Source organism: Arthrobacter sp. Ms25, from assembly GCF_059090365.1.
In genome coordinates this window covers 116,217-142,482 of record NZ_JBNHFP010000005.1, presented here as the reverse complement: position 1 = coordinate 142,482, position 26,266 = coordinate 116,217, and the positions used below count along the sequence as shown (strand labels likewise).

The window sequence follows — 26,266 nt, the reverse complement described above, 5'->3', positions numbered from 1 at the left end:
TCCTGTTTGGGGTGAGGCTGCGGATTGTTCAGGGAGCCGGGCGGAAACGGCCGGGTTAGGAATTATCCGGCTTCGCCAGAGTCGCTTCGTCCTCTTGCAAGGCGGGCTGGGAGTCCCGTTCGTCGTCGCCGGGGCTGTCGTTCTGCCGCAGATCCTCAACCATCGCCTGGGTGACTTCGTCGTTGAACTCATCGCGGCTTCCCGCCAGGTTCTCGTCTACTGCCTTGGCTCCGGGGTTGGGAACCGGTTCCTGATTGCTCATGTGCTGTCTCCTGCCTTGCTGGGGAAGTACAAGCGTGCGTTCCACCACCATTGCACATCCGCGCGCAGATTTCCCCCGGCCCCTGGTTCCGGTCACCGGAACGAGAAGGCGCAAAATACCGTTTTCGGCCCGGAAACCGGTAATTCGTGCCTTCTCGTTTCCCCGACAGGGCTGCGGCGTGTAGCTAGCCGGCCCGGGTCAGTTCCCGCTCGGGCTCCACATAGCTGGGCTCGCGTTTCTTGATCACCCGGATGACCAGGGCAGTGACGGGCACAAAAAGGTACTCAATCAGCGTCTTGTAGAGGAAGCCGAACAGGACGTAGTTCAGGAAGCCGCCAGCGTCGGTAATCCCGATCACCGGAGCTGCAATGGCGCAGAAAATCAGGGTGTCGGCGAACTCCCCCACTCCGGTGGAAGCCATCAGCCGCCCGGCAAGTGCCTTCTCCCGGAACCGATCCTTCATCCGGGTCAGCACCAGGGAGTTGAGCAGCTGCCCGGCAAGGAACCCGAGCAGGCTCGCAGCCACAATCTGCCAGACCGGTCCCAGCGCTGTCTCCAGTGCGGCCTGCTTCTCCAGTCCGTAGGCGTCATTGAACCCGGGCAGCGCAATGATGACCGCGAAACTGACGACGGCGAGGAGCGCCATCGCGAAGCCGGTGAAAATCGCGCGGCGGGCGGCTTTGAAGCCGTAGACCTCGCTGACCACATCGCCCAGGATGTACGCGAGCGGGAAGAGGAAAAAGCCGCCGTCGGTCACAATGTCCCAGCCGCCGGGGAGGGAAAACTGAACGCCCTTAGTGGCGCCGATATTGGAGATGACGATGACCACGCACATCAGGGTGAGGATCAGGTCGTACTGGGAGCTCCCGCGGGAGGCGTAGGTTGCAGCGGTTTTCACAGCTGCCCGTGGCTGTGCGTCCATGGCATTTCCGTTCGTAGTGGTTCGCCAGGCTTTCGCCGGCTGTATTAGCACTGTGCCCGCTGCCCCGGGCAGCCCCGCAGGGCCGCATCCATTCTGCCACGGCCCGCCGGATCGCCGCGCACGGCGCTTTTTGAACACGTTCAAGAATGTGGTCTACTGAACGCTGGAAATACTGCATAAGGGAGCATCATTGGCCGTCATTGCCAAAAGCGAACAGACGCGCCGGCTCCTCATCGATACGGCCCTGCGCCTCTTTGCCTCACAGGGTTACGAAAAGACCACCATGCGAGCCATCGCACTGGAAGCGAATGTCTCCGTCGGGAGCGCCTACTACTATTTCCGCTCCAAGGATGACCTCATCCATGAGCTGTACCGCTCCCTCCAGGATGAACACCGCTCGCTCGCGTTGCCGCAGATCCGCGAGGGGCACAACCTGGGTGAAAACCTGCTGGCCATCCTCACTGCAGGCCTGACAACCATGGAGCCCTACCACGGCTTCGGCGTGCATTTCCTGCGCGGTGCCATGGCACCGCACCGCAGCGGCGACGACGCCGTCGGACGGGGAAAGGCAATCGCCATGTTCCGGGAAGCGGTGTCGAGTGCCAGGCCGCAGCCGCCCGTGGCACTGCGCAACGACCTGCCCGAACTGCTCTGGCTGGTGCATATGGGAATCACCTTTTTCTGGGTCTACGACCGTTCCCCCGGACAACGCAGGTCCCACCGGCTGGCCGCCAGTGTGGCACCGCTGATCGCCAAACTCGTGATCCTGTCCCGGCTCCCGGTGGTCCGCAGCATCGTGGAAGACGTGGTCCATCTGCTCCGTGCCGTCCGGCGGGACGGCTAGCCGGTTCCGCCGGTTGCACAACGACGGCGGCACGGCGTAACAGGGCGTCTTGCGCGGGTGGCCGGTTTCGTCGATTTGGGTGGAAGATAGACGCATGTCTGCTAACACACACACTTCTGCGCCCGCTGCTCCGGCCGTCACGCTGACCATCGCCGGCTCGGAAGCCACCGGCGGCGCCGGCGCCCAGGCCGATCTGAAGACCTTCCAGGAACTGGGCGTCTACGGCATCACCGCACTGACGTGCATCGTTTCCTTCGACCCCAATGACTCCTGGAACCACCGGTTCGTGCCGGTGGATCCGCAGGTCATTACCGACCAGCTCGAGGCCATCCTGACCGCCTATGACCTGGACACGGTCAAAATCGGGATGCTCGGCACCCCGGCAACCATCGACGTCGTCGCCAAGGCCCTGCAGGCCCAGGACTGGAAGAACCTCGTGCTGGACCCGGTGCTCATCTGCAAGGGCCAGGAACCCGGCGCCGCGCTGGACACGGACAAGGCACTCAAGGCCCAGATCCTTCCGCTGGCAACCTTCGTCACACCCAACCACTTCGAGTCCATGTCGCTGTCCGGCATGGACTCCATTGAGAATGTGGAAGACCTGAAGGAAGCGGCCCGCCGCATCCATGAGGCCAGCGGAGCCGTGGTCCTGGCCAAGGGCGGCGTCCGGCTGGAAGGCGACGACGCCGTCGACGTTTTCTACGACGGTGAAACCATGGAGGTGCTGCGAGCACCCAAGGTGGGCGAGGTAGCCGTGAGCGGTGCCGGCTGCACCCTGGCCGCCGCCATCACGGCGGAACTGGGCAAGGGCGCTACTCCGCTGGAGGCTGCCCGGACCGCCAAGGCGTTCGTCACCGAGGGCATCCGCAACCGCGTGTCCTCGAATGCACCGTTTGACGCCCTGTGGCAGGGCGGCGCCGGGCAGGGTCCGGCCCTCTAGCGGTACCGGGCGCCGCGCACGGTCTCCGCTCCGGCGGCGGCAGCGTGCGCGGCGCCGCCTGCGTGTGCGGGTTCTTTAGCCGCGCGGGCGGCGGATCCTGGAATAGGCTCCGTGCAGGGTCAAGGCGGTCTGCACGGTCCGGCTGCCTGCCAGGCGCTGATGTGCATCCTGTTCCTGCAGCAACGCCCGGTGGAGGGGCGCGGTGAACGACTGCACCCTGTCCTCCTCCGCCGCCAGACGTGCTTCCAGAAGTGACTGCGCATAGAACCGCGGGTGCAAAGCTGCCGCTGCCTTCCTCCAGTCACCGTTGGCGTCGAACCGGGCCGAATGCGGCACGCCTCCGGCAGCAGTGCCGCCGTCGCCGGCAGCCTCGGCGGGCACGAAGGACCGGTCTCCGCCCAGCACGCCGGCTACCCGGTCCCACCAGGTATCCGCGCCACGGGTGCGCTCCTGCCGCAGGGCAGCCAGGTGTTCCGCTGCTTCGGAGCGCCGTTCCCATGCCTCGAACAGCGCCTCCTGCAGCAGGCCTTCAAGCAAAGCCGGGAGACCGAGGACAAAGTCCTGCATTCCCCAGTTCTCCATTGCTCCGCGCAGCCGGGCGTCCGAGTATGCATCCACGGACAACGCCACGGTGGGGACGCCGGCAGAAACAGCGAACACTGCAGGGTGGTACCGGGTGGTGACCACCAGGGAGGCACCCCGCGTCAGCCGCGCCGCTTCGCGGGCAGTCACCACCGGCGCCAAAACCGCGGGACTGGTCATGAGCGCCGCGATCTCCCCATGGATCCCGCAGTCTGCGTCATTGTTCCCGGGAACACCCATATGCGGAATGAACACCGCGGGCTGCTGCGTCCTGGCGTACAGCTGGTCCAGGACGTCCGCGAGACCGATCCGGTAGGCAGCGTCGCCTCCGGGCGCAAACGTCACTGCCGCATAGCCGCCGCGGGGCGCTTCGAACCGGGCCAGCGGCTGGCCGGCATCGTGCTGCGCCTGGACCGGATCGCCGGGGCCCTCCGGGAAGGGGTCGGAGAGGAACGAGGCGTCATCCAGTCCGGGAACTGCCTCGATTCCCAGTTCCCCGGCCAACCGGGCGGACGTGGATTCCCGGACTCCCACGAGGTCGGCACTTTCCAGCATTCCGGCCAGGACCTGGGCATCCCGGGCTGTCAGCACCGGGCCGAGGGTCTGGCCGGATACCACTACGGGTTTCCCGAGACTGCGGGCAATGGCTGTAACCGCTGCACGCTCGTACAGGAGCCATCCGTACCGTGAGTTCAGGTTCCCCCCGCCAGCTATCAGCACTGCGTCCACGGACTCCAGCACCTTTATCAGCTCCCGGCCCGGATCCGGTTCCGGCAGCGCAGACGTGCCGTCCAGGTGGAGGCGGATACGGTGCAGGTATTCTTCCCGCTCGGCAGGACTCCAGGGGAATTCCAGCGTGGCTGCCGCCGGATGCCCGTAGCCCTGCTGCGTCTGCCGGGGGTCCCGGGACAACAACACGACGTCGAGGCCGCGCCGGCTCAACTCGTCCGCGGCTGCGTGCCCCATGGCTTCGTCACCGACGTGGTAAACGTGCTGCCCGACGTCGGCCAGCACCGCGACCCGAGTCACTTCCGCGTCCTGCCGATCAGGGCGCGGATCCGCTCCCCCGCCGACCGCATCCGGCCGACCGAGCCGCTGAGGCTGGTCCGCCGCACCACCGTGTCTTCCAGCCGGTGGATCGATTCATTCAACCGGTGCTCCATCTCTTCGATCCGCCGCCGGTTTTCGTGCAGGACATTCTCCTGCCGCGCCAGCAGGGACGTGAGGTGGAGCATGGTGCCCATCCCGTACTCGGCGATGTCGGCCCGGAGATAGGAATCACGCACTTCGGCATCAAAACGGCGGTGCGCTTCGGCCTTGGCAAACAGGCTATTGGCCGCATCTCCCGTGGCTTCAGGGCGCTGGCACCAATAAGCAAGGGCAGTACCGTCGATGAAGGCGATCTCGTGTCGGGCCAGGATGCGCAGGGTGAATTCCCAGTCACCGACCGCTTCAAGGGACTCGTCATAAAACCCGAGCTCATCATGCAGCGACCGGCGGTAAAGAAATGAAATCGGCACGGCATGGTTGCTGCGCAACATTTCACCGAAGGAGATCCGGGTCATTCCGGGGCAGAAGGGCTCCGAACTTACTTCACGGATTTCGCCACTGCTGATCTCTTCATACCGGATGTCGGTCCGGACCATTACTCCCGCTGCGGCGGAGCTTTCCAACTGATCGACGGTCCGCTTAAGGAAGTCCGGGTGCCATAAATCATCATCGTCGTGGATGGCGATGTAGGTGCTGGAACATGCCCTGATGCCTGCGTTGGAGGCTGCTTCCATGCCGTGGCTTTCGCTCCGGTGCAGGATGGCAATCCTGTCCCGGAAACCCTCCGGAACAGAGGAAACTACCCGCTCAACATCGGCCGGAGCGCCGCCGTCGTTCACCACAATCACGGTGTAGTCGCTGAAATTCTGGCGGAGGATATTGTCCAGTGCCCGGGCGAGAAAAAGGGGTCTGTTCCGTGTCCGGATGACAATCCCGACAGCGGCAGAATCTAAGACCACGTGGCTCCCAGCTTTGACTGACTTTGTGTCCACGATACCAAGAAACCGGGTAGCGGCTCCGCCCGCAATCTCTTCGAAGTAACACGGGTAACACCGTTGACAACCCGCCGGGGAAAGATGACCCTACTAGCAGTGCTGCAGCGTTCGGAGTCGCTTCTTTGGGGGTCACTGCATTCTGAGGCACCGGATTTGCCTATTCATTTTTGCCAGGTCCGCCCGGTCTCGGTCATTTCTGCGGAATTCACTGCCGTACTTGTCCCAGGCCTCCGGCGGCCTCTTTAAAGGGAGAAGTATGAATAATCCAAACCACCGGAGAGCAGGAAAGGCAGCACTGGCAACAGTCGCGGGCCTTGCCCTCGCCTCCAGCATGTGGTCCCCGGCCGCGGCCGTGGAGGGGACTGCAGGCGATGAACCGACCATTCGGGGCATCGAAACGGTTACGCCCCAGCTCAAGGTTTCAGCCGACCTCATGGCCAAGAAGGGCCCGGTGTCGGTCTTCGTTCAGTTCAGCGGCAAAGGCGCCTATGAACAGACCCAGCCCGCCGAAGTCCGTGAGGGACGAGCCGAACCGCTGAACAAGTCCGGACAGGTGCAGGACATCCGCAGCGGCATCGAAACGAAGGCCGAGGAGGTTGCACAGGCCGCTTCGTCGTCCATCATCTACACCACCACCAACACCATTCCTGGCGTTGCCATCAACGGTGACGCGGAAGCCATCCGGGCGCTGGCGGCGCGCAGCGACGTTGTCAAGATCACGGGCATTGTCCCGAAGACGGTCGACAACAAGGGCGGGGACATCGATGTCCGTGCCGTGGATTCCTGGGTGCAGCGGACGCAGACCGGCGAGGGCGTCACCATTGCCGTCCTCGACACCGGCCTCGACTACACGCACTCGGATTTCGGCGGCCCCGGTACGACCGAGGCGTTTGAGGAAGCGCAGGCGTCCTCCACTATTCCGGCGGCAGACTCGGGCCTCTACGATCCGGAGAAGTTCGCCGGCGGCTGGGACCTGGTGGGCGATGCCTACAACGCGGATCCTGACGACCCCGCATACAGCCCCATTCCCGTTCCGGACGCGAACCCGCTGGATTGCGGCAGCCACGGCACCCACGTGGCGGGAACCGCAGCCGGTTACGGCACCAATGCGGACGGGACCACCTTTGACGGGGACTACTCCGAGCTCACCGCCGACAAGGTGAACGCAATGGGCATCGGCCCGGGCACGGCGCCGGACGCCAAGCTCGTCAGCGTACGCGTCTTCGGCTGCGCAGGTTCCTCCGAAGTTGTCGGCCAGGCCCTGGACTACGTCCTGGACCCCAACGGCGACGGTGACTTCAGCGACCGGGCCCAGGTAGTGAACATGTCCCTGGGCTCCCTGTTCCCTGCCTACGACGATCCGGAGAACGATATCGTCAACGCCCTGACGGCACAGGGCATCCTGTCCGTGGTGTCCTCGGGCAACTCCGGCGACATTTACGACGTCGGCGGCTCCCCCGGCAGCGCCGAAACCGCGCTGACGGTGGCGAACAGTGTCGGTTCGCAGACCACACTGGACGCGGCACGCGTCCTCGCCCCGACAGAGGGCACGGTCAAGGGCCAGTACAGTGTCAACTTCGACTACTCCACCGCCGACGAGGCCGCTCTCACGGGCACCGTGGTGATGGGGCCGGAGGGCGACAATTCCGACGGCTGTGCCGCCCTGGAGCCGGCAGGCGCGAACGAGGGCAAATGGGTGTGGCTGACCTGGGACGACAATTCCGCCACCCGTGAATGCGGTTCGGGCGTCCGCTGGAACAATGCGGAAGCTGCCGGGTATGCCGGTGTTGTCCTTGACTCCACCGTCAACGGTTTCGACGCCGGAATTGCCGGCAACGCTACGATTCCCGGTTTCCAGTTCACCCGCGACTCCGCGGAGGAACTGCGTCCGGCAGCTGAGACCGGAACCCTGGAGATTCAGCTTGCTACGGACCTGGTGGGCACCGTGACCGGCGAGTCCGGCGCACTGGATACCTTGAACCCGAGTTCCTCACGTGGCGTCCACGGTTCCAACGGCGTCATCAAGCCCGACGTCGCCGCTCCGGGAACCCAGATCAAGTCCGCCCAGGTGGGCACCGGCACCGGCGCCTCCATCAAGTCCGGAACCTCGATGGCGGCCCCGAATGTCGCCGGCATCGCTGCGCTCGTCGTGGGCGCGACGGATTACAACCCGTACGAGGTCAAGTCGATCATCATGAACACGGCCACCCACGACGTGTTTGCCGGTGAAGGCATTGTCCATGCACCGAACCGGGTCGGGTCCGGACGCGTTGACGCCCTTGATGCCCTGAGCACGAAGATCCTGGCCTACGACACGGAGAATCCGCGTCTGACGTCCGTGAACTTCGGTGTCCTGGAAGTCGGAGCAGATCCTGTATCGCTCACCCGCTCGGTCACGGTCGAGAACAAGGGCGATACGCCCAGGACCTACACGCCCGAGTACCTGCCCGCGACGGATATGCCCGGTGTCAGCATCAGTGTCAGCACCGCTCCCGTCGAGGTTCCTGCCAATGGTACTGCCACCGTTCCGGTGACGCTGAGCATCGAAGACCCCGCTGCTCTGGTAAAGCGGATCGATCCGGCTGCCGAGGAACTGCAGGGCCAGGAAGCCACCGCGCGCCAGTACATCGCTGAAGCTTCGGGCCGCATCCAGCTGACGAGCGAAGGCTCACCGGCCCTGCGGGTGCCGGTCTACTCCGCGCCCAAGCCGACGTCGGACATGCAGGCGAGCTCCAAGATCTCGTTTGCCAACCCGACGGAAACGGGTACAACGGTGACGTTCACCGGACGCGGGCTGGCCCAGGGCGAAGGCAGCGAGGCTTACGTTTCGCAGGTCACGCCGCTGGTGCTGGGCGCGGAAAGCCCGCGCGAGGACAATCTTGCCCTTGATTCCCTGTACGGCCTGGACCTGCGCAGTGTTGGTGCCTCTTCCAACATTCCGGCATTGGCCGCTGCGAAGGGGGACATGAGCAATGCGACCCTGAACATCGGGCTGAGCACTTGGGAGAACTGGGCCACGATCAGCGGCACCAGCACCATCCGGGTGCACCTGGATACCAATGCCGACGGCGTAGCCGATTTCGTGGTGGAAACCGGCCGATTTGAAGGACTGGACCAGACAGTCTTCGTCATCTACCGTGCAGTCATCGACGAAAACGGCGAGGTGGACCTTGGCGAACCGCTCCCGGGCGCCTATCCCGTGAACGGTGCTTTCGGAAACGTCGATACGAACATCTTCGACACCAATGTGATGACCCTGCCGATCCCGGCCGGCCTTCTTGGCCTGGATCTCACGGCCTCACAGCCCATCCAGTACCGGGTTTCCATGTCGAACGTGATCAACGTGGACGACTCCGGCAAGGAGGTTCCGGTGGACGCCACGGAATGGGTTCCGTTCAACCTCACCCAGCCTGCTATCTGGTTCCAGGGCGCCGGAAGCGCAACTGCGTTCTCCTACGTAGAGGCCGACGGGCAGGTCCTCGCGGTCAACCGCCAGGCCGGCACCACGGGCGCCAAGGCACTGTTCCTGCACCACCACAACGCCGAAGGCGTCAAGGACCAGGTCTCGGCCGTGGAGGTTGCTCCGCTGCGGTTCCCGGACGCTACGGGGACCAAGTTCGAAGCGGACATCAACTGGATGGCGGACCAGGGCCTGACGACCGGTTACCCTGATGGCTCCTACCGTCCGTCCGGTTCCATCAACCGTGACGCCATGGCAGCATTCCTTTACCGTCTGGCCGGCTCGCCGAACTACGATGCACCCGATGTATCGCCGTTCAAGGACGTTGCCACGGACAACATGTTCTACAAGGAAATCGCGTGGCTCTCGGAAACAGGCATCACCACCGGTTACCCGGACGGGACCTTCCGCCCGGTGTCGCCGATCAAGCGTGATGCGATGGCTGCCTTCATGAACCGGTTCGCCGGCGAGAAGTGCGGCATCGACGGCGCCCTCGGCTACGAGGCTCCGGGGTCGGCATCCTTCACGGATGTTCCCACGAACGATCAGTTCCACCGGGAAATCTCCTGGATGAAGGCATCCGAGGTCTCCACCGGTTACCCGGACAACAGCTACCACCCGGGTGAGAATGTCTCCCGTGAGGCCATGGCGGCGTTTGTTCACCGCCTGGACACCTACACGGAGAACAACGGAGGGTGCCGCTAAGTCCGTCAGGACCTTGGCACAGGTAACCACCGCTAAATGACGGCGGGCCCCGGAGAAATCCGGGGCCCGCTGTTTTTGCGTGTCGTTCCAGTGCCTACTTCAGGAGCCGGGACATGCGCCGGTCCGCCAGCAGCTTGCCGCCGGTCTGGCAGGTGGGGCAGTACTGCAGGGAGGAATCGGCAAAGGCCACCTCGCGGACGGTGTCACCACACACCGGACACGGCTCACCGGTCCGCGCGTGCACCCGCATGGCGCGGCGTTTGGAATCCTTCAGCTCCGCAGCGGGACGCCCCGACGCATTCTCAATCGCAGATTCCAGGACGGCCCGCATGGCTTCGAACAGCCGCTGCACTTCGTCCGGGCGAAGCTTCGCGGCAATCGCAAACGGCGACAGATGCGCCGCATGCAGGATCTCGTCGCTGTAGGCGTTGCCGATTCCCGCGATAGCCGACTGGTCCCGGAGGAGCCCTTTGATCTGGCCGCGGTGGGAGGCGACCAGTTCCGCAAAAGCCGCCTCGTCGACGTCGAGCGCTTCCGGACCCAACCGGGCAATCCCGGGCACTTCCGCGGGGTCCCGGACGACGTAGACGGCCAGCGACTTCCGGGTTCCGGCTTCGGTGAGGTCAAAGCCGGGCTGCGGCGAGCCGTCCTCCGCTGCGAAACGCACGCGCAGGGCCATTGCTCCCCGGCCGGGGCGCAGCGGTCCCGGCTTCAACGCATCGGACCAGCGCAGCCAGCCAGCCTTGGCCAGGTGCATCACCAAATGCACTCCTCCGGCGGTGACCACCAGGAACTTGCCCCGGCGTTCGACGCCGGACACCGGAACGGCGGAGAGCTCCCCCAACGGAACCGCCGCGGTTTTCAGCACGGGAAAGGACAGGACTTCGACGTCGGCGATCTTCGCGGCGGGCGCGTCAGGCGGAAGCAGCTTGGACCGCAGGTAGTCGACCAACCCCTGCACTTCGGGCATCTCAGGCATGGCCCTACCCTAACGGCCGTCCGCCATGGGCGTCACTGCTCCGAGTGCGCCTGCAGGAACGAGTACACCTCGGTCTCGTCCACTCCGGGAAATGCACCGGGCGGCAGGGCAGCCAGCAGATGCGAGTGGGCCCGGGCGCTGGGCCAGGCGAACCCGGACCATTCGGACGCGAGTTCCCCGGGAGGGGTGCGGCAGCAGTCCGGGTCCGGGCAGCGGGACTTCGACCGCTCGGTGGTGTCCCGCCCCCGGAACCACTTCACGTGCTGGTACGGCACGCCGATGCTCAGCGAAAACTTTCCTGCCGAGCCCCGCTCAATCCTCGCGGTGCACCAATAGGTGCCGGCCGGGGTGTCGGTGTACTGGTTGAAGGCACTGAACTGGTCCGGCACGGAGAACACCTCCCGCGAGGTCCAGTACCGGCAGATCGGCTGGCCCTCGATGGCGCCGGTGTGGTCCGCAGGGAATGTCACGCCGTCGTTCTCATAGGCCTTATAGACAATGCCGCTCTCATGCACCTTCTGGAAATGGGTGGGAATCCCCAGATGCTCCGTGGCGAGGTTCGTGAACCGGTGCGCGGCAGTTTCATAGGACACGGCAAAGGCGTCACGGATGTCCTCGACGGCAATTTCCTTCGCGGCCTTGGCCCGCTGCAGGAACTCCACCGTGGCCTGCTCCGGCAGCAGCAGTGCGGCGGCAAAGTAGTTGGTGGCCACCCGCTGGCCCAGGAACTCGCCGTAGCTGCTCGGCGTCTGGTGCTGCAGCACGTAATGCCCCAGCGCCTGCAGCAGCACCGAGCGCGGATCGTGGTCCGAACGCTGGGACTGGGTCAGGTAGATCCGCCGGTTCTTCAGGTCCGTGACGGAACGGGTGGAATGCGGCAGGTCATTGACATGGTGCAGGCTAAAGCCCAGATGGTCCGCGATATCCGCGATCACGTGCTGGGACAGCGGACCCGACGTGTGGCCCACTGACTTAAGCACCTTCTGCGCTTCCGCCTCATATTCGGGGAAATAGTTGTTGCGCTCGCGCATCATGGCCCGCAGTTCACCGTTGGCCCGGCGGGCCTCCTCCGGGGTGGCCACCTGTTCATTGAGCCGTCGCTCCAGCTCAGCCTGCAGTCCCACCAGGGATTCCAGCACGTCCAGCGGCAGCCGGGAGCCGATCCGCACCTTCGGCAGGCCGAGCGAGGCATACAACGGGCCGCGCTGCGCCCGCTCCAGCTCGATCTCCAGGGCGGCGCGCCGGCTGGGCGGCTCCGCGCCGAGCAGCGAATCGATGCTGACATCCAGCGCGGCGGCCAGCGCCTGCATCATGCCGAGCTTCGGCTCACGCTTCCCGTTTTCGATCAGCGACAACTGCGACGCCACGGTTCCGACGGCGGCGCCCAGGTCATCCAAGGTCATCCCCTTGGCCTTGCGCAGATGGCGGACCCGGCGGCCCAGGCTGATCACGTCCAGGGTGCGCTCGCCGTCGCTTCCGGGCTTGTTTCCGCCCTTGCGCGGCTGCGGATTGGGCCGGTTCCATGTTGTACTCGTCACATTTTTCACGATACGCGAAGAACTGCATTTCTTTCCAGAGGAAAACCCTAGAAGAGGGGTTGTTGTTGACACAGGCTTAGTTCACAGCAGGAAATTCCGGCTAAAGCGGCCGGAATGAAGGAATGACTTCAAGGAGATTTAGCAATGAGCCAGGACCAGTTCACCGCCCCCACGGCAGAGCAGCTTACCTCCGAATGGGCCACCGACCCCCGCTGGGAAGGCATTGAGCGCGACTACACCGCCGAAGATGTAGTGAAGCTGCGCGGGCGTGTCCAGGAAGAGCACACGCTGGCCCGCCGCGGCTCCGAAAAGCTCTGGGACCAGCTGCGCAATGCCGGCGATGACGGCTACACCAACGCCCTGGGCGCGCTCACCGGCAACCAGGCCGTGCAGCAGGTCAAGGCCGGACTGAAGGCCATCTACCTCTCCGGCTGGCAAGTGGCTGCCGATGCCAACAATTCCGGCCACACTTACCCTGACCAGTCCCTCTACCCGGCCAACTCGGTTCCCACCGTTGTCCGCCGCATCAACAACGCCCTGCTGCGCGCCGACCAGATCGAATTCGCCGAAGGCATCTCCAGCGTCGATGACTACCTGGTGCCGATCGTGGCCGACGCCGAGGCCGGCTTCGGCGGTCCGCTGAACGCCTACGAGCTGATGAAATCCATGATCTCCTCCGGCGCCTCGGGCGTGCACTGGGAGGACCAGCTCGCCTCGGAGAAGAAGTGCGGCCACCTCGGCGGCAAGGTCCTGATCCCCACCGGCCAGCACATCCGCACCCTGAACGCCGCCCGCCTCGCGGCCGACGTCGCCGGGACCCCGACCGTCGTGATTGCCCGCACCGATGCCGAGGCAGCCACGCTGATTACCTCCGACGTCGACGAGCGCGACGCCGAGTTCATCACGGGCGAGCGCACGGCGGAAGGCTTCTACAAGGTCCGCAACGGCATTGAGCCCTGCATCGCCCGGGCCAAGGCCTACGCACCGTATTCGGACCTGATCTGGATGGAAACCGGGACCCCGGACCTGGAGATGGCACGCAAGTTCGCCGAGTCCGTCCGCTCCGAGTTCCCCGACCAGATGCTGGCCTACAACTGCTCGCCGTCCTTCAACTGGAAGAAGCACCTGGACGACGAGACCATCGCCAAGTTCCAGCGCGAACTCGGGGCCATGGGCTTCAAGTTCCAGTTCATCACCCTCGCCGGTTTCCATGCCCTGAACTACTCCATGTTCGACCTGGCGCACGGTTACGCCCGCACCGGCATGAGCGCCTACGTGGAACTGCAGGAGAAGGAGTTCGGCTCCGAGTCCCGCGGCTACACCGCCACCAAGCACCAGCGTGAGGTAGGCACCGGCTACTTCGATGCCATCGCCACTGCCCTGAACCCCGAAGGCAGCACCCTGGCCCTGGCCGGCTCCACCGAGTCCAGCCAGTTCCACTAAACCCGGCTCGCCAGGAGCCCGCGGGGGCGGCGGCACACGCCCCGCCCCCCGCAGCACCACCCCCCCCCAGTTTTGAATCCCCGAAGGAGAACGCCATGAATGACCCGATCACCCTGAACGGTATTTCCCTCACCGCCCCCGCAGTCCGGCGGCAGGAGGAAATCCTCACCCCGCAGGCATTGGACTTCGTCAAGGCGCTGCACCGGGCCACGGCCACCCGCCGGCAGGAGCTGCTCCAGCAGCGCCAGGCCCGCCGGACGCAGATCTCCAACGGAGCCGATCCGGCCTTCCTGCCGGAGACCCGCAGCATCCGCGAGGATTCGTCCTGGCGTGTGGCCCCCACTGCTCCCGGCCTGGAAGACCGCCGCGTGGAAATCACCGGTCCGGTCGACCGGAAGATGACCATCAACGCCCTGAACTCCGGGGCCAAGGTGTGGCTGGCCGACATGGAGGACTCCTCCACGCCGTCGTGGTCCAACGTGGTCAACGGCCAGCTGAACCTGCGCGACGCCCTGGACCGGAAGATCGACTTCACCTCCCCGGAGGGGAAGGACTACAAGCTCAGCGGTTCCTCGCTGACCGACCTGCCCACCATCGTGGTCCGGCCCCGCGGCTGGCACCTGCCGGAAAAGCACATGCTGATCGACAACACCCCGATCGCCGGGGGCCTGGTGGACTTCGGCCTGTACTTCTTCCACAACGCCCAGCGCCTGATCTCACAGGGCCGCGGCCCCTACTTCTACCTGCCGAAGATTGAAAACCACCTCGAGGCCCGCCTGTGGAATGACATCTTCATCCTCGCCCAGGATCTGCTCGGCATCCCGCAGGGCACCATCCGTGCCACGGTCCTGATCGAGACCATCACCGCGGCGTTCGAAATGGAGGAAATCCTCTACGAGCTGCGCGACCACGCCGCGGGCCTGAACGCCGGCCGCTGGGACTACATCTTCTCCGTGATCAAGAACTTCCGCACCCGCGGCCCGCGGTTCGTGCTGCCGGACCGGAACATGGTGACCATGACCGCACCGTTCATGCGCTCCTACACGGAGCAGCTGGTCCGCGCCTGCCACCGGCGCGGTGCCCACGCCATCGGCGGCATGGCTGCCTTCATCCCGAACCGCAGGGACGCCGCAGCCAATGACGTCGCCATGGAGAAGGTGCGCGCCGACAAGACCCGCGAGGCGAACGACGGCTTCGACGGCTCCTGGGTGGCGCACCCGGACCTGGTGCCGGTGGCCATGGAGGTGTTCGACGGCGTGCTCGGCGACCGCCCGAACCAGCTGGAGAAGACCCGCGAGGACGTGGCGCCCAACGACAAGGCGCTGCTGGACATCGCCTCCACTCCGGGCGTCATCACCGAGGCCGGTATCCGCAGCAACATCGAGGTCGGCATCCGCTACATCGAGTCCTGGCTGCGCGGCAACGGCGCGGCCGCCATCAACAACCTGATGGAGGACGCCGCCACCGCGGAAATCTCCCGCTCCCAGATCTGGCAGTGGATCCACTGCACGGCCGTGACCGACGAGGGCGACGTCGTCACCCACCAGTGGGTGGAGGAACTGCTCGACGAAGAGTTCGCCGGCCTGCAGCGCTTCGAGGGCGACCGGTTCGACGATGCCCGCGAAATCTTCGAGGAAGTCGCCTGCGGCGAGCATTTCCCCACCTTCCTCACCGTGCCTGCCTACGCCCGCTTCCTGCACGAAGCCCAGGAGCCGGCCATGGCATAGCCGCCGGGACGGGGCGGGGACGCCTGCACCATCCGGCCAAGGGCCGGGAGCCTTTCCGCCTCCCCCGCGGGAATGGCTTCCGGTCCTTTCGGCGTTGCACCCGATATGAAGATTGATATCTGGTCCGACATTGCCTGCCCGTGGTGCTACATCGGCAAGCGCCGCTTCGAGACCGCCCTTGCCCGTTTCCCGCACCGGGACGAGGTGGAGGTCCGCTGGCACAGCTTCCAGCTGGATCCGTCCCTGCCCGAACACTTTGACGGCACCGAGGTCGAGTACCTCAGCGAGCGCAAGGGCATCGACCCCGAACAGCTCGCAGGCATGCTGGAACAGGTGACGGTCCAGGCCGCCGGCGAGGGCCTGTCCTATGACTACGACTCCCTGGTGGTGGCCAACAGCTTCTCCGCCCACCGCCTGATCCATCTGGCCGCCGCCGAAGGCGGTCTGCAGGGTGCCGACGCCGCCAAGGAGGCGCTGCTGTCGGCCCACTTCGAGAAGGGCATGGACATCGGAGCCGCCGATGACCTGGTGCGGATCGGCACCGGCATCGGACTGGACGCGGAACGCATCAAGGCAATGCTGTCCACCGACGAATACGCCGACGCCGTCAATGCGGACATTGCCGCCGCCCGGTCGCTGGGGATCAGCGGCGTGCCGTTCTTTGTGCTGGATGACAAGTACGGCATTTCCGGCGCACAGCCGGCCGACCTGTTCTCCTCCGCCCTGGAACAGGCCTGGCAGGAATCCCACCCCCTGGTGAACCTGACGCCGGTCTCAGTTGACGGACCTGCCTGCGGCCCGGACGGCTGCTAGGGGGCCAGCGCAGCCAGTTCCCGCTCGACGCCGGCCGGACACAGCAGGTCTTCGGTCACCATAAGGCTGGCGCCGAGCAGGGCTGCACCGTCTCCCTCTGAGGACGCCACAATCTGCAGGCTCGATGTAGCCAGCGGCAACGAGCGCCGATAGACCACCTCCTTCACGCCGGCCAGCAGCTGGTCGCCAGCGGCCGCCATGCCGCCGCCAATGACGATGACGGAGGGGTTCAGCAGGTTCACGCAGGTCGCCAGCACGTCGCCGACGTCCCGTCCTGCCTGACGGAGCACCCTGATGGCACGGAGTTCCCCGTGCCGGGCATGCTCCAGCACGTCCTCGCCGGTGGCGGCGGGCAGCCCCTCACCGCTCAGCACCCCGGCGAGGGCCGGACCTGAAGCGAGCGCCTCCAGGCATCCGGTATTGCCGCAGCGGCAGAGCACCGCCCCGCCGCGGGGCACCCGAACATGCCCCAGATCGCCCGCGGTTCCGTTGGCGCCGCGCTGCAGCACTCCGCTGCTGATCATTCCCGCCCCGATCCCCGTGGCAACTTTGATGAACAGCACGTCGTCGTGCTCCGGCCAGTAGGCGGTCCGCTCCCCGAGCGCCATGATGTTCACGTCGTTGTCCACCAGAACAGGTGCCTGCAGGCTGCGCTGGACGTATCCCACGACGTCGAACCCGTCCCAGCCGGGCATGATCGGCGGCTTCACCGGACGTCCGGTGCTGTGCTCCACCGGCCCGGGCAGGCCGATACCGACGCCTGCAAGGATTTCCTCGTCCCTGCCCGCAGCGGCCAGGACCTTCCGTCCCGCCGCAACCACCCAGTCGAGGACTACCTCCGGTCCCTCGGCTATGGCGGCAGAGGTACCGGAGCGGGCGAGTTCATTGCCGGCAAGGTCGGTAAGGGCAACCGTGATGTGGGTGGCCCCTATGTCCGCCGCGAGTACCACTTTGGCATCGGGAACGAACGCGAAGCGGGACGGGGGCCGGCCGCCGGAAGAGACGGCGTCACCGGCCGGTCCCACCAGTCCGGTTGCCACCAGGGCATCGATGCGTGCAGTCACCGTGGAGCGGGCAAGCCCGGTGGCCGACGCCAGCTCGCTCCGGGTGTGTGCCCTGCCGTCCCGCAGCAGCTGGAACATGTCCCCCACTGGGCTTCCGCCCGTTCCAGGAACCGCGGCCCGCGGCGGAGTGAGTGTCATCGCTCAGGCATAGCACGCAGTGTTATGCCTGTCATCCGAGTAAACCCGTAACTGATCTTCCAACTTTTCCTTGACCGTCGGCATAAGTCTCTCTAGATTGTGCACACCAGTCACAAACCGAGGGAGCTGAAGTGACGTATTCTCTGCAGCTGTACACTGTCCGCCGGCAACTGGATGCCGACCTCTCCGGCACGCTGAAGCAGCTGGCCGCCATCGGATTCCGGCAGGTGGAACCCTACAATTTCCACGAAAACACCGACGCGCTTCACGCTGGGCTGCAGGAGCAGGGGCTGAGCGCCCCGTCAGGCCACGCACCGCTTCTCCGCAGCGACCAGCAGGAGATTTTCACGGCGGCCCGGACCCTCGGCATCGGCACGGTCATAGATCCGCATGTCCCCGCAGACCGGTGGAATTCCGAGGAAGACATTGCCGCCACCGCGGCCGCGCTCAATGCGGCGGCCGCTGCTGCCGCGGCCTCAGGGCTGCGGGTCGGGTACCACAACCACTGGTGGGAGCTGGAAACCCTGCCGGACGGACGGACCGGCCTTGACGTCCTGGCCCAGTACCTGGATCCCGCCGTCGTCCTGGAAGTGGACACCTATTGGGCGGCTGTAGGGGGCCAGGACCCGGTCCGGCTGCTGGAACGCCTGGGCAACCGCGTCCGCTTCATCCACATCAAGGACGGTCCGGTCACCACGGACCCGGAGGCCCAGCTGGCGGTCGGGGACGGCAAGATGCCGGTCTGGGACATCATTGCTGCGGCACCGGCGCTGGAAACCGGAGTGGTGGAACTCGACGGGCACGCCGGAGACATGATGGACGCCGTCGCTGCGAGCTTCGCGTACCTCTCCGCGGGAAGGCCGGAAGCATGACCACCCGGGGACCGGTGGGAATCGGCATCATTGGCGCAGGCTTCATCAGCAGGGAATACCTCACCAACCTCACGTCCTTCCCCGACGTGAAAGTCCACGTAGTAGCCGACCTCTACGAGGAGGCTGCCGCAGCGCGGGCACAGGAGTTCGGCATTGCCGAGTCCGGCGGTGTCCAGGCCGCTCTGAGCCACCCGGATGTTGAGATCATCGTCAACCTGACCACGCCGGGATCGCACGTGGAAGTGTCCACCGCTGCCGTGAACGCCGGCAAGCATGCCTGGAGCGAGAAGCCGTTCTCACTGGACCGCGAGTCCGGGCTGGCCCTGCTCAAGGCAGCCGAAGCGGCGCAGGTGCGGCTGGGATGCGCTCCGGACACCTTCCTGGGCGCAGGCCTGCAGACCGCTTTCCGGATGATCCAGAACGGGGACATCGGGACGCCGCTGACGGCCCTGACCCTGATGCAGTCCCCCGGACCGGAATCCTGGCATCCGAACCCGGACTTCCTCTTCCAGGAGGGTGCCGGACCCCTGTTCGACATCGGTCCGTATTACCTGACCGCGCTGGTCCAGACCCTGGGCTCCATCCGCAAAGTGGGTGCCTTCGGATCCCGCTCCAGGGAACTGCGGACCATCGGCTCCGGGCCGCGTGCCGGCGAAACCTTCGCCGTGACGGTGCCGACGCACGTCAGTGCCATTGCCCAGTTTGAAAACGGCGAATCGTCGCAGAGCATCTTCAGCTTCGATTCGCCGTACAAGCGCGCCGGGTTTGTGGAAATCACCGGTACGGAAGCCACCATGGCCTTCCCCGACCCCAACATGTTCGACGGCGACATCATGATCTGCGCGCGCGGCTCCGAGGACTGGACCGTTGTCCCGTCCTCCGGAGCCGTGACTACCCGCGGCTCCGGGGTGCTGGAAATGGCCCGTGCCCTGCGGGAAGGCCGCCCGCACCGGGCCCAGGGCGAGCTCGCCTACCACGTCCTGGACGCCATGGCCTCCATCACCGAATCCATGGACACCGGAAGCTTTATTGCGGTGGAAAGCTCCGCGGAAAGGGCTCCCGCCCTGCCCGAGGACTGGGATCCCACTGCGGCAACCCTTACCTGACTCCACCGCAGGCTGTTTGCAACCGAGATCAAACCCATCGCAGAGATTTGAGGGAAAACTAATGAAACGTCCGTTCAAAGTGCTCACCGCGGCCGCTGCGCTGGCCGTGGGTGTCTCAGGCCTGACGGCCTGCAGTTCCGGCAGCGACGCCGGAGAAGGCGACCAAACCATCACCTACTGGGCCTCGAACCAGGGCGCCAGCCTGGAGGACGATGCCGAGAAACTGCGTCCCATGCTGGACCGTTTCACCGAGGAAACGGGTGTTGAGGTTGAACTCGAAGTCATCAGCTGGACCGACCTCTACAACCGCATCCTGACCGCAGTGGCCAGCGGCGACGGACCCGATGTGCTGAACATCGGCAACACCTGGGCCGTCACGCTGCAGGAAACCGGTGCCTTCGAACCGTTCGAAGGCGAAGCACTGGAAGCCATCGGCGGCTCCGACCGTTTCCTGGAAACCAGCTGGGCCACGGGCGGCAAGGAGGGCCAGGCTCCCACCTCGGTGCCGCTCTACGGGCTGGCCTACAACCTGTACTACAACACCGCCATGTTCGAGGAAGCCGGCATCACCGAGCCGCCGGCCACGTGGGAGGAATTCGTCGAAGCCGGCAAGAAGCTGACCAAGGACACCGACGGTGACGGACAGATTGACCAGTGGGGTTTCACGGCGGCCGGGTCTTCGGTGTCCGCAAACTCTCACCAGGCATTCATCCGCGGGCTGCAGAACGGCGGCAGTCTCTTCGACGAGGAAGGGAACCCGACGTTTGACAGCCCCGAGCAGGTTGCGGGCGTGAAGCAGTGGATCGACCTCATGGCGACGGACAAGATCATGGCTCCCTCCGACGCCGAGTTGGCAGACGGCCCCAGCAAGGTGGACAACTTCATCAACGGCAATGCCGCGATGATGTTCGACCAGAGCCCGCTGAAGAACTTCGAAGCCCGCGGCTTCACCGACTATGCCACGGCGCCGGTGCCCATGATGGAGGCTGATGCGACAGGCCTGGAGGGGACGCAGAGCCACGTGGCCGGCATCAACCTCAGCGTGTTCAAGAACAGCGACAACAAGGAGGCCGCCCTGCAGCTGGTGGGCCACATGACCAGCGACGAGGAACAGGTCTACCTCAATGACGCCTTCACGTCGCTGCCGATCGTCACCGCCGCTGCCGACGACGAGGCCTTCGCGAATCCCGATGTCCAGGCCAAGCAGGCCGCGTTGAAGGATCACGCCGCGCCCATGCCGCTGGTCACCAATGAAGGACAAATGGAGACCCTCACGGGCACGGCGATCAAGGATCTGTTCGCCCAGGCCGCCACGGGAACCGTTACGGAAGCGGACATCAAGAACGCCCTTACGGACGCCAACAACCAAATGGCCGCCGCCCAGTAGGCACCGGCAGCAGGCCCCGGCGGGCGGGGAAGTTCCCCGCCCGCCCCGTTTCGGAGGAGTTCCTTATGTCCCAGGTAACCCAGGAAGGACCCGGCTCGGATTCGGGGCGGGAGGAAGGCCCGCCGCCCACACCGCCGGCGGGGAAGAACCGGAGGCAGGGCACGCCCGAGGTACGCCGCCGGCCGCGGAACCCGCTGCCGTATGCCCTGATCACGCCGGCCGCCCTGATGGAGCTGCTCATCCACATCGGTCCGATGGTGCTGGGCATCTGGGTTGCCTTCATTTCCCTGAACCAGCTGAACCTGACCAACTGGCTCAATGCTCCCTTTGTGGGGCTGCAGAACTTCATCAACGGACTGAATCCGGACAGCACCATCGGGCAGGCGTTCTTCTCCACTCTGGGCCGCACCCTGCTCTACACCGTGCTCGTGGTCGGCTTCGCCTGGATTCTGGGCATGGCCGGAGCCGTTTTCCTGAACTCCGCGTTCCGGGGACGGGCGCTGCTGCGCACGTTCTTCCTCGTCCCCTATGCGCTGCCCTCCTATGTGGGCACCATTGCCTGGGCCTTTATGTTCAACCAGCGGGACGGTGCCGTGAACCAGGTCCTGGTGGACACACTGGGGCTGTTCGGCGGGGACCGCCCGTTCTGGCTGCTCGGTGAGAACTCCTTTGTCGCCCTGGTCATCGTCAACATCTGGCAGCTGTGGCCTTTCGCCTTCCTGATGCTGATGGCCTCGCTGCAGAACATCCCGTCGGACATGTACGAGGCCGCGGCCATTGACGGCGCCAACCGGTGGCAGCAGTTCCGCACCCTGACGCTGCCCATGGTTCGCCAGACCAACGGCGTGCTCCTGCTGGTGATGAGCCTCTGGACCTTTAACCAGTTCAACATTCCCTTTGTCCTGTTCGGATCCGCCTCCCCCGCCGAGGCCCGGCTGATTTCGCCGCTGATCTACCAGAACTCCTTCGGCAGCTGGAACTTCGGACTGGGCGGGGCCATGAGCGTGCTCCTGCTGATCGCCCTCTTCATTGCTTCGCTGTTCTACATCCGGCTTGTCCTGCCGAAGGGGAAAGACGATGACTGAAACCCGCATCTTCCGCGTCCTGCGCGCCGTGATCCTGACGGGCCTTACCCTCTGGGTGGCGGTGCCGCTGTTTGTTGTCCTCTCCACCTCCCTGAAGCCGCTGAAGGATGTATCCGGCGTCTTCCAGTGGATCCCGGAGACACTGACCGCCGCCCCCTATTTCGACATCTGGCGCACTGTTCCCCTTGGCAGGTATTTCGTCAACAGCCTCATAGTGACCACGTCGGCCACGGTGCTCTCGGTTACGGTTGCCGTCCTGGCCGCCTATGCCATTGCCCGGTTCGATTTCCGCGGCCGCCGTGTCTTCCGGCTGACGGTTCTTTCCACCCAGATGTTCCCGGGGATCCTGTTCCTCCTGCCGCTGTTCCTGATTTTCACGCAGATCCGGAACTTCACGGGACTGCAGCTGCAGGGATCCTACTTGGGATTGATCATCACGTACCTGACCTTCACGTTGCCCTTCGCAATCTGGATGCTGAGCGGTTACTTTTCCTCGATCCCCCGGGAACTCGAGGAGGCTTCCATGATTGACGGCACCGGCCGCATGGGGGCACTGATGCGTGTGGTCCTGCCGGTGGCGAAACCGGGCATCATTGCCGTGGCCGTGTACTCATTCATCACAGCCTGGGGGGAAGTGCTGTTTGCCTCGGTCCTGACCAATGAGAGCACCAAGACACTGTCCATGGGGCTGAAGTCCTATGCAAGCTCCACTGATGTCCTGTGGAACCAGCTCATGGCTGCATCGGTGGTGGTCTCGCTTCCGGTGCTGGTGGGCTTTATCCTGGTGCAGCGCCATCTGGTGGCCGGGCTGTCAGCCGGCGCGGTGAAATAAGGCGCCTCCAAGCCCGCCGCACTACTCGTCCGGCGTTGAAGAACCCGGACAGCTCAGCGCCCCCGGTCCGGCGGCAACCGCCTGGTCGGGCGGGGCGAGGCCCTGGTACGCGGAACCGATGACCACGTCCACCGAGCCGTCCGTCCGCTCGTCCAGGACGTAGTCCGTGCCGGGAATGTGCTGCTGCACCGTGTAGGCCGCAGCAAGCCCGGATGGTCCCGACACCACCAGCGCCGTCATGCCGGCACGGTTCACGCTGCTGTTGCCGACGTTTTCCACCCGGAAGCCGCGCTCGTCCAGGGCGCTGCCCACGGTTCCGCCCAGCCCCGGCGAGGCCGTGGCGTTGTAGACGTTTACCGTGACTGCACCGGGGTCCAGATACGGAAAAGGCCCGGCCGGACATTCGTCCACCGGACCTGCGGAAGTTTCAGGTGCTGATTCTGGCAGCCGCACCCACCCGGACATCAATCCCTGCGCCAGGACCGCCGCCAGCAGCACAAGGACGGCAAGGCAGCCGAGCACTGTAGTGTGCAGCCGCCGGCGGCGGTCCGCACGCCGGACCAGCTCCGGCTCGTCGGTGGGGGCAAACACCTCCCCCAGCTCGCCGCCGGTAACGATCCGGTGCCCGTGCCATTCCCTCGGGTCGTTCTTCGCGGGGTTTCCGCGACGCCGCCCCTCGGGAGGATCCTTAGTCATCGAGGACCAGCACGCGTGCGTGCAGTATGGTCCGTTGGTGCAGTGCCGTCCGTACGGCCCGGTGCAATCCGTCTTCGAGGTACATGGTGCCCTTCCACTGGACGACGTGCGGGAACAGGTCTCCGAAAAAGGTGGAATCTTCGGCCAGCAAAGCACCGAGATCCAGTGTGGCCTTCGTGGTCACCAGTTCATCCAGGCGGACCTGCCGGGGAGGTACCGCTGCCCAGTCCTTGGGTGTCACGTATCCATGGTCGGGGTAGGGGCGTACGTCGCCAACAGCTTTGAAGATCACTAGTACAGAGTAGAGAACATCCGCATCCAAAGAAACAGAGGGGCTCGGGCGCGCCGCCCCTGAAACCCCTGAATATGCCGCTGCCACCGGGTCAGTGGCCGGAAAACACGGTCCTGACACGCGATACTGGGAAGGTGAACACCTCTGCTCCCCGAATCGGTCTCCTGCTCGACGTCGACGGCCCCGTGGCCAGCCCCGTCTCCCGGAGTGTCCGCCCCTCCATCATCCGCGACCTGGTGACCCTCGCAACCGCGGGCTGGCCGGTCATTTTCAATACGGGCCGTTCCGATGCCTTCATCCGCGAGCAGGTCATGCAGCCGATGATGGCCGCCGGGCTGCCGGAAGGCGTGCGCCTGCACGCTGTCTGCGAAAAGGGCGCCGTCTGGTTCTCCTTCGATGGAACCGGGCCCGAGCAGTCCCAGGTGGATCCGGAGCTGAAGGTCCCCGGCGAGTATGCCGAGGCGATCCGCGACCTGGTGGCGTCCAAGTACTCGGAAACCATGTTCTTCGACGAAACGAAGCTGGCCATGGTCTCCGTGGAGCAGCACGTGCAGGTGGACAACGCCGACTACCTCACCGACCAGCGCAGGTTCGACGCCGACGCGCTGGAGCAGATGTCCCTGGCCGGAATGGGCGGCCGGCGCTTGGAGCACGCCATTCCGGATGCCCGCGGAGACGTTGCCTTCCGCATTGACCCCACCATCATCTCCACTGACATTGAAGCCCTGGGGGTTGGCAAGGACCTCGGTGCCCGCCGCGCGCTGTCCCTGCTCGAAGCGGACGGCACCCCGGTTCCCCGCATCTGGCGGACGGTCGGCGATTCCCGTACCGATTACGCGATGGCGGACGAACTGCACGCGTTGGGGTACGACGTCGCGCATGTGGACGTGCGGCCGGCGGACGGGGTTCCGTCCACGCCTTATCCGGTGCTGACGGCCGGATCCCTAATCCACGACGACGCCGGCGCGGCCTACTTTGAGCGCTGGGCGGCAATGGCTGCCGGGAACTCCGCCGACGACGCCGTCGTCTAACCGGCCTGGGAAGCCGCTGACTCGATGGCCTCGGCAAGGTCGCGGGGGCGGCTCCACATGGGCCAATGCCCCGTCGGGAGGTCTACGACGTCGAGGTGTTCAATATTGGCGACTTCGGCAAACATGGCGTGGCCGGCGCTGGCCAGTTCCATCACCTGTGCACCAGGGATGGAGCAGCACAGCAGGGTGGTCGGGATCTTGCGGCGGGCGTCGTTGCTGAGCTCGAGGGGCTGGCGAAGCACCGGGCCCGGTTCAGGTACGGCCCGGGCCCGGAACCGCTCGAGGTCCTCCGGGCTCAGGCCTTCGAGGCTCGCCTGCCCGGCGAGGACGTCGAAGGACGGCAGCGGAAGCTCCTCCAGCCCCTCGGGGAAGTCCGGGGCGAAGACGCTGCCCGCCGCGACAGGGCCGGAGTCCACCCACACTACCCGGTGGACAAGTTCCGGGTGCCGGTCAAGGACAAGGCTGACGGGGAAGTTCGCCCCGCTGTGGGCGACGATGGTCGCGGGCCGGTCTTCGGAGACGCCGAGCCGGGCGAAGACGTCCAGGACCGCTGCGGACTGGTCGTCCAGGGTCTTTGCCGTACGCTCCGGATCGTCCCCGTCGAGGCCGGGGAGCGTCACAGCGAGTGATTGGTCGGCTTTCAGGTATTTCAGGACGTCGTCCCAGGCCCAGGCGCCCAGCCAGTGGCCGGCGATGAGAACGATGGCGGGATTGCTCGTAGTAGTGGTCATGCCACTACCTTCGTAGCCATTGCGGGCAGCGGCATGTCACTATTTGTGTCATGAATTCAAGGCGGAACGCACGGTGAAACGGACGGAACGCCTCCATGCCCTGTCGGAGATGCTGCGCCGCAACGGGTCACGGGGCTGCTCCGCCGAGCGGCTGGCCAGGGAATTCGGCGTGTCCGTGCGGACGGTCAAGCGGGACCTCGCTGCGCTGGAGAACAGCGGCGCGCCCGTTTGGTCGCGCCCGGGACCCGGGGGCGGCTACGGATTGGCCGCAGGCGCGTCTTTACCGCCTGTCAGCCTGTCGCCGGCCCAGGCCGTGGCGCTCATGGCGGCCGTGTCCGCTGCACCCGATGCCCCCTACGCCGATCTGGCTTCGGCCGGGGTTCAAAAGATCCTGGACGTCCTCGGCCCCGGAACCCGCGCCAGAGCCGACGAGCTGGCCGGCCGCGTCTGGGTCAACGCCGTTCCCCCCTCGTCGCGCACCGTCAGGTCAGCGTTGGAGGAGGCGATGGCCGAGCAGCGGGTCGTCCGCCTTCGCTACACCTCCAGAGACGGGACCACGACTACCCGCGACGTCGAACCCGTACTGTTCGCCTCCACGAACGGCCACTGGTACCTGGTGGGATGGTGCCGCCTGCGCAACGCCATGCGATGGTTCACGGTGTCACGCATCGAGCGGGCCACCGTAACCAAGGCCGATTGCAGCGGCCATACCATCCAGGAGATCGGAGATCCCCCGGCGAACGCCAGGCCGGTGCACGGCCGGGCAGAGTGA

23 protein-coding genes are annotated in these 26,266 nt (G+C 65.4%); 13 read left to right on the top strand and 10 right to left on the bottom strand.

The window, feature by feature from the left end:
* Nucleotides 1-55: 55 nt before the first annotated feature.
* Nucleotides 56-262 (bottom strand): hypothetical protein, encoded by a 207-nt coding sequence (locus AC5RT8_RS15245; protein ID WP_494096564.1) that lies wholly within the window; start codon nucleotides 260-262, stop codon nucleotides 56-58.
* 184 nt (nucleotides 263-446) lie between these two features.
* Entirely contained in the window at nucleotides 447-1,184 is a 738-nt protein-coding gene (locus AC5RT8_RS15240; RefSeq protein WP_494096563.1) for a queuosine precursor transporter, read from the bottom strand.
* 190 nt (nucleotides 1,185-1,374) lie between these two features.
* Between AC5RT8_RS15240 and AC5RT8_RS15235 the strand changes: the two genes are divergently transcribed.
* Both AC5RT8_RS15235 and thiD read left to right on the top strand, forming a co-directional pair.
* The gene (locus AC5RT8_RS15235) at nucleotides 1,375-2,028 is read left to right on the top strand and encodes a TetR/AcrR family transcriptional regulator (protein WP_494096562.1); all 654 of its coding nucleotides are present in this window, start codon (nucleotides 1,375-1,377) and stop codon (nucleotides 2,026-2,028) included.
* Between the two features lie 94 nt (nucleotides 2,029-2,122).
* Entirely contained in the window at nucleotides 2,123-2,968 is an 846-nt protein-coding gene (gene thiD / locus AC5RT8_RS15230; protein ID WP_494096561.1) for a bifunctional hydroxymethylpyrimidine kinase/phosphomethylpyrimidine kinase, read from the top strand.
* 75 nt (nucleotides 2,969-3,043) lie between these two features.
* Here thiD and AC5RT8_RS15225 read toward each other — a convergent pair whose 3' ends face one another.
* A complete protein-coding gene (locus AC5RT8_RS15225) occupies nucleotides 3,044-4,579 on the bottom strand; it encodes a polysaccharide pyruvyl transferase family protein (RefSeq protein WP_494096560.1) in 1,536 nt (511 codons plus the stop codon).
* Entirely contained in the window at nucleotides 4,576-5,559 is a 984-nt protein-coding gene (locus AC5RT8_RS15220; RefSeq protein ID WP_494096559.1) for a glycosyltransferase family 2 protein, read from the bottom strand. The genes AC5RT8_RS15225 and AC5RT8_RS15220 overlap by 4 nt, the downstream gene beginning before the upstream one ends.
* 292 nt (nucleotides 5,560-5,851) lie before the next feature.
* Here AC5RT8_RS15220 and AC5RT8_RS15215 point away from each other — a divergent pair, with 292 nt between their 5' ends.
* Nucleotides 5,852-9,760: a S8 family serine peptidase gene (locus AC5RT8_RS15215; protein ID WP_494096558.1), complete on the top strand. Its 3,909-nt coding sequence runs from the start codon at nucleotides 5,852-5,854 to the stop codon at nucleotides 9,758-9,760.
* Between the two features lie 94 nt (nucleotides 9,761-9,854).
* Here the strand turns inward: AC5RT8_RS15215 and AC5RT8_RS15210 are convergent, their stop codons facing one another.
* Entirely contained in the window at nucleotides 9,855-10,739 is an 885-nt protein-coding gene (locus tag AC5RT8_RS15210) for an Fpg/Nei family DNA glycosylase (protein WP_494096557.1), read from the bottom strand.
* A 32-nt stretch (nucleotides 10,740-10,771) separates the two neighbouring features.
* Nucleotides 10,772-12,277, bottom strand: coding sequence for a helix-turn-helix domain-containing protein (locus AC5RT8_RS15205; RefSeq protein ID WP_494096556.1), 1,506 nt, complete (start codon nucleotides 12,275-12,277; stop codon nucleotides 10,772-10,774).
* A gap of 144 nt (nucleotides 12,278-12,421) precedes the next feature.
* Here AC5RT8_RS15205 and aceA point away from each other — a divergent pair, with 144 nt between their 5' ends.
* The 3 genes from aceA (at nucleotide 12,422) to AC5RT8_RS15190 (ending at nucleotide 16,260) form a co-directional block, all read left to right on the top strand.
* On the top strand, nucleotides 12,422-13,720 hold the full coding sequence (gene aceA / locus AC5RT8_RS15200) for an isocitrate lyase (protein ID WP_494096555.1): 1,299 nt from the start codon (nucleotides 12,422-12,424) through the stop codon (nucleotides 13,718-13,720).
* Between the two features lie 95 nt (nucleotides 13,721-13,815).
* The gene (aceB, locus tag AC5RT8_RS15195) at nucleotides 13,816-15,447 is read left to right on the top strand and encodes a malate synthase A (protein WP_494096554.1); all 1,632 of its coding nucleotides are present in this window, start codon (nucleotides 13,816-13,818) and stop codon (nucleotides 15,445-15,447) included.
* Nucleotides 15,448-15,552: 105 nt separating this feature from the next.
* Nucleotides 15,553-16,260: a DsbA family oxidoreductase gene (locus tag AC5RT8_RS15190; protein WP_494096553.1), complete on the top strand. Its 708-nt coding sequence runs from the start codon at nucleotides 15,553-15,555 to the stop codon at nucleotides 16,258-16,260.
* On the opposite strand, the gene AC5RT8_RS15185 is transcribed toward AC5RT8_RS15190, so the two are convergent.
* Complete coding sequence (locus AC5RT8_RS15185; protein ID WP_494096552.1) at nucleotides 16,257-17,462, bottom strand: ROK family transcriptional regulator; 1,206 nt, start codon at nucleotides 17,460-17,462, stop codon at nucleotides 16,257-16,259. The two genes, AC5RT8_RS15190 and AC5RT8_RS15185, sit on opposite strands and share 4 nt — an antisense overlap.
* A gap of 131 nt (nucleotides 17,463-17,593) precedes the next feature.
* On the opposite strand from AC5RT8_RS15185, the gene AC5RT8_RS15180 reads away from it, so the two are divergent.
* From AC5RT8_RS15180 to AC5RT8_RS15160, 5 genes are all read left to right on the top strand, one after another.
* Nucleotides 17,594-18,334 carry a sugar phosphate isomerase/epimerase family protein gene (locus AC5RT8_RS15180; protein ID WP_494096551.1) on the top strand — a complete coding sequence of 247 codons (741 nt, stop codon included), beginning with the start codon at nucleotides 17,594-17,596 and terminating at the stop codon, nucleotides 18,332-18,334.
* The gene (locus AC5RT8_RS15175; RefSeq protein ID WP_494096550.1) at nucleotides 18,331-19,440 is read left to right on the top strand and encodes a Gfo/Idh/MocA family protein; all 1,110 of its coding nucleotides are present in this window, start codon (nucleotides 18,331-18,333) and stop codon (nucleotides 19,438-19,440) included. The genes AC5RT8_RS15180 and AC5RT8_RS15175 overlap by 4 nt, the downstream gene beginning before the upstream one ends.
* 61 nt (nucleotides 19,441-19,501) lie before the next feature.
* Nucleotides 19,502-20,827, top strand: a complete 1,326-nt coding sequence (locus tag AC5RT8_RS15170) for an ABC transporter substrate-binding protein (protein WP_494096549.1) — start codon at nucleotides 19,502-19,504, stop codon at nucleotides 20,825-20,827.
* Nucleotides 20,828-20,892: 65 nt separating this feature from the next.
* On the top strand, nucleotides 20,893-21,912 hold the full coding sequence (locus AC5RT8_RS15165; protein ID WP_494096548.1) for a carbohydrate ABC transporter permease: 1,020 nt from the start codon (nucleotides 20,893-20,895) through the stop codon (nucleotides 21,910-21,912).
* Complete coding sequence (locus tag AC5RT8_RS15160) at nucleotides 21,905-22,744, top strand: carbohydrate ABC transporter permease (protein ID WP_494096547.1); 840 nt, start codon at nucleotides 21,905-21,907, stop codon at nucleotides 22,742-22,744. Before AC5RT8_RS15165 ends, AC5RT8_RS15160 begins: the two co-directional genes overlap by 8 nt.
* 21 nt (nucleotides 22,745-22,765) lie before the next feature.
* On the opposite strand, the gene AC5RT8_RS15155 is transcribed toward AC5RT8_RS15160, so the two are convergent.
* Both AC5RT8_RS15155 and AC5RT8_RS15150 read right to left on the bottom strand, forming a co-directional pair.
* Entirely contained in the window at nucleotides 22,766-23,440 is a 675-nt protein-coding gene (locus AC5RT8_RS15155) for a LytR C-terminal domain-containing protein (protein ID WP_494096546.1), read from the bottom strand.
* Entirely contained in the window at nucleotides 23,433-23,732 is a 300-nt protein-coding gene (locus AC5RT8_RS15150) for a type II toxin-antitoxin system VapB family antitoxin (protein ID WP_227904874.1), read from the bottom strand. The genes AC5RT8_RS15155 and AC5RT8_RS15150 overlap by 8 nt, the downstream gene beginning before the upstream one ends.
* A gap of 134 nt (nucleotides 23,733-23,866) precedes the next feature.
* Between AC5RT8_RS15150 and AC5RT8_RS15145 the strand changes: the two genes are divergently transcribed.
* Nucleotides 23,867-24,763 (top strand): Cof-type HAD-IIB family hydrolase, encoded by an 897-nt coding sequence (locus AC5RT8_RS15145; protein WP_494096545.1) that lies wholly within the window; start codon nucleotides 23,867-23,869, stop codon nucleotides 24,761-24,763.
* Here AC5RT8_RS15145 and AC5RT8_RS15140 read toward each other — a convergent pair.
* Nucleotides 24,760-25,494, bottom strand: a complete 735-nt coding sequence (locus AC5RT8_RS15140; RefSeq protein WP_494096544.1) for an alpha/beta fold hydrolase — start codon at nucleotides 25,492-25,494, stop codon at nucleotides 24,760-24,762. The genes AC5RT8_RS15145 and AC5RT8_RS15140 overlap by 4 nt on opposite strands.
* Nucleotides 25,495-25,567: 73 nt before the next feature.
* Between AC5RT8_RS15140 and AC5RT8_RS15135 the strand changes: the two genes are divergently transcribed.
* Nucleotides 25,568-26,266 carry a helix-turn-helix transcriptional regulator gene (locus AC5RT8_RS15135; protein ID WP_494096543.1) on the top strand — a complete coding sequence of 233 codons (699 nt, stop codon included), beginning with the start codon at nucleotides 25,568-25,570 and terminating at the stop codon, nucleotides 26,264-26,266.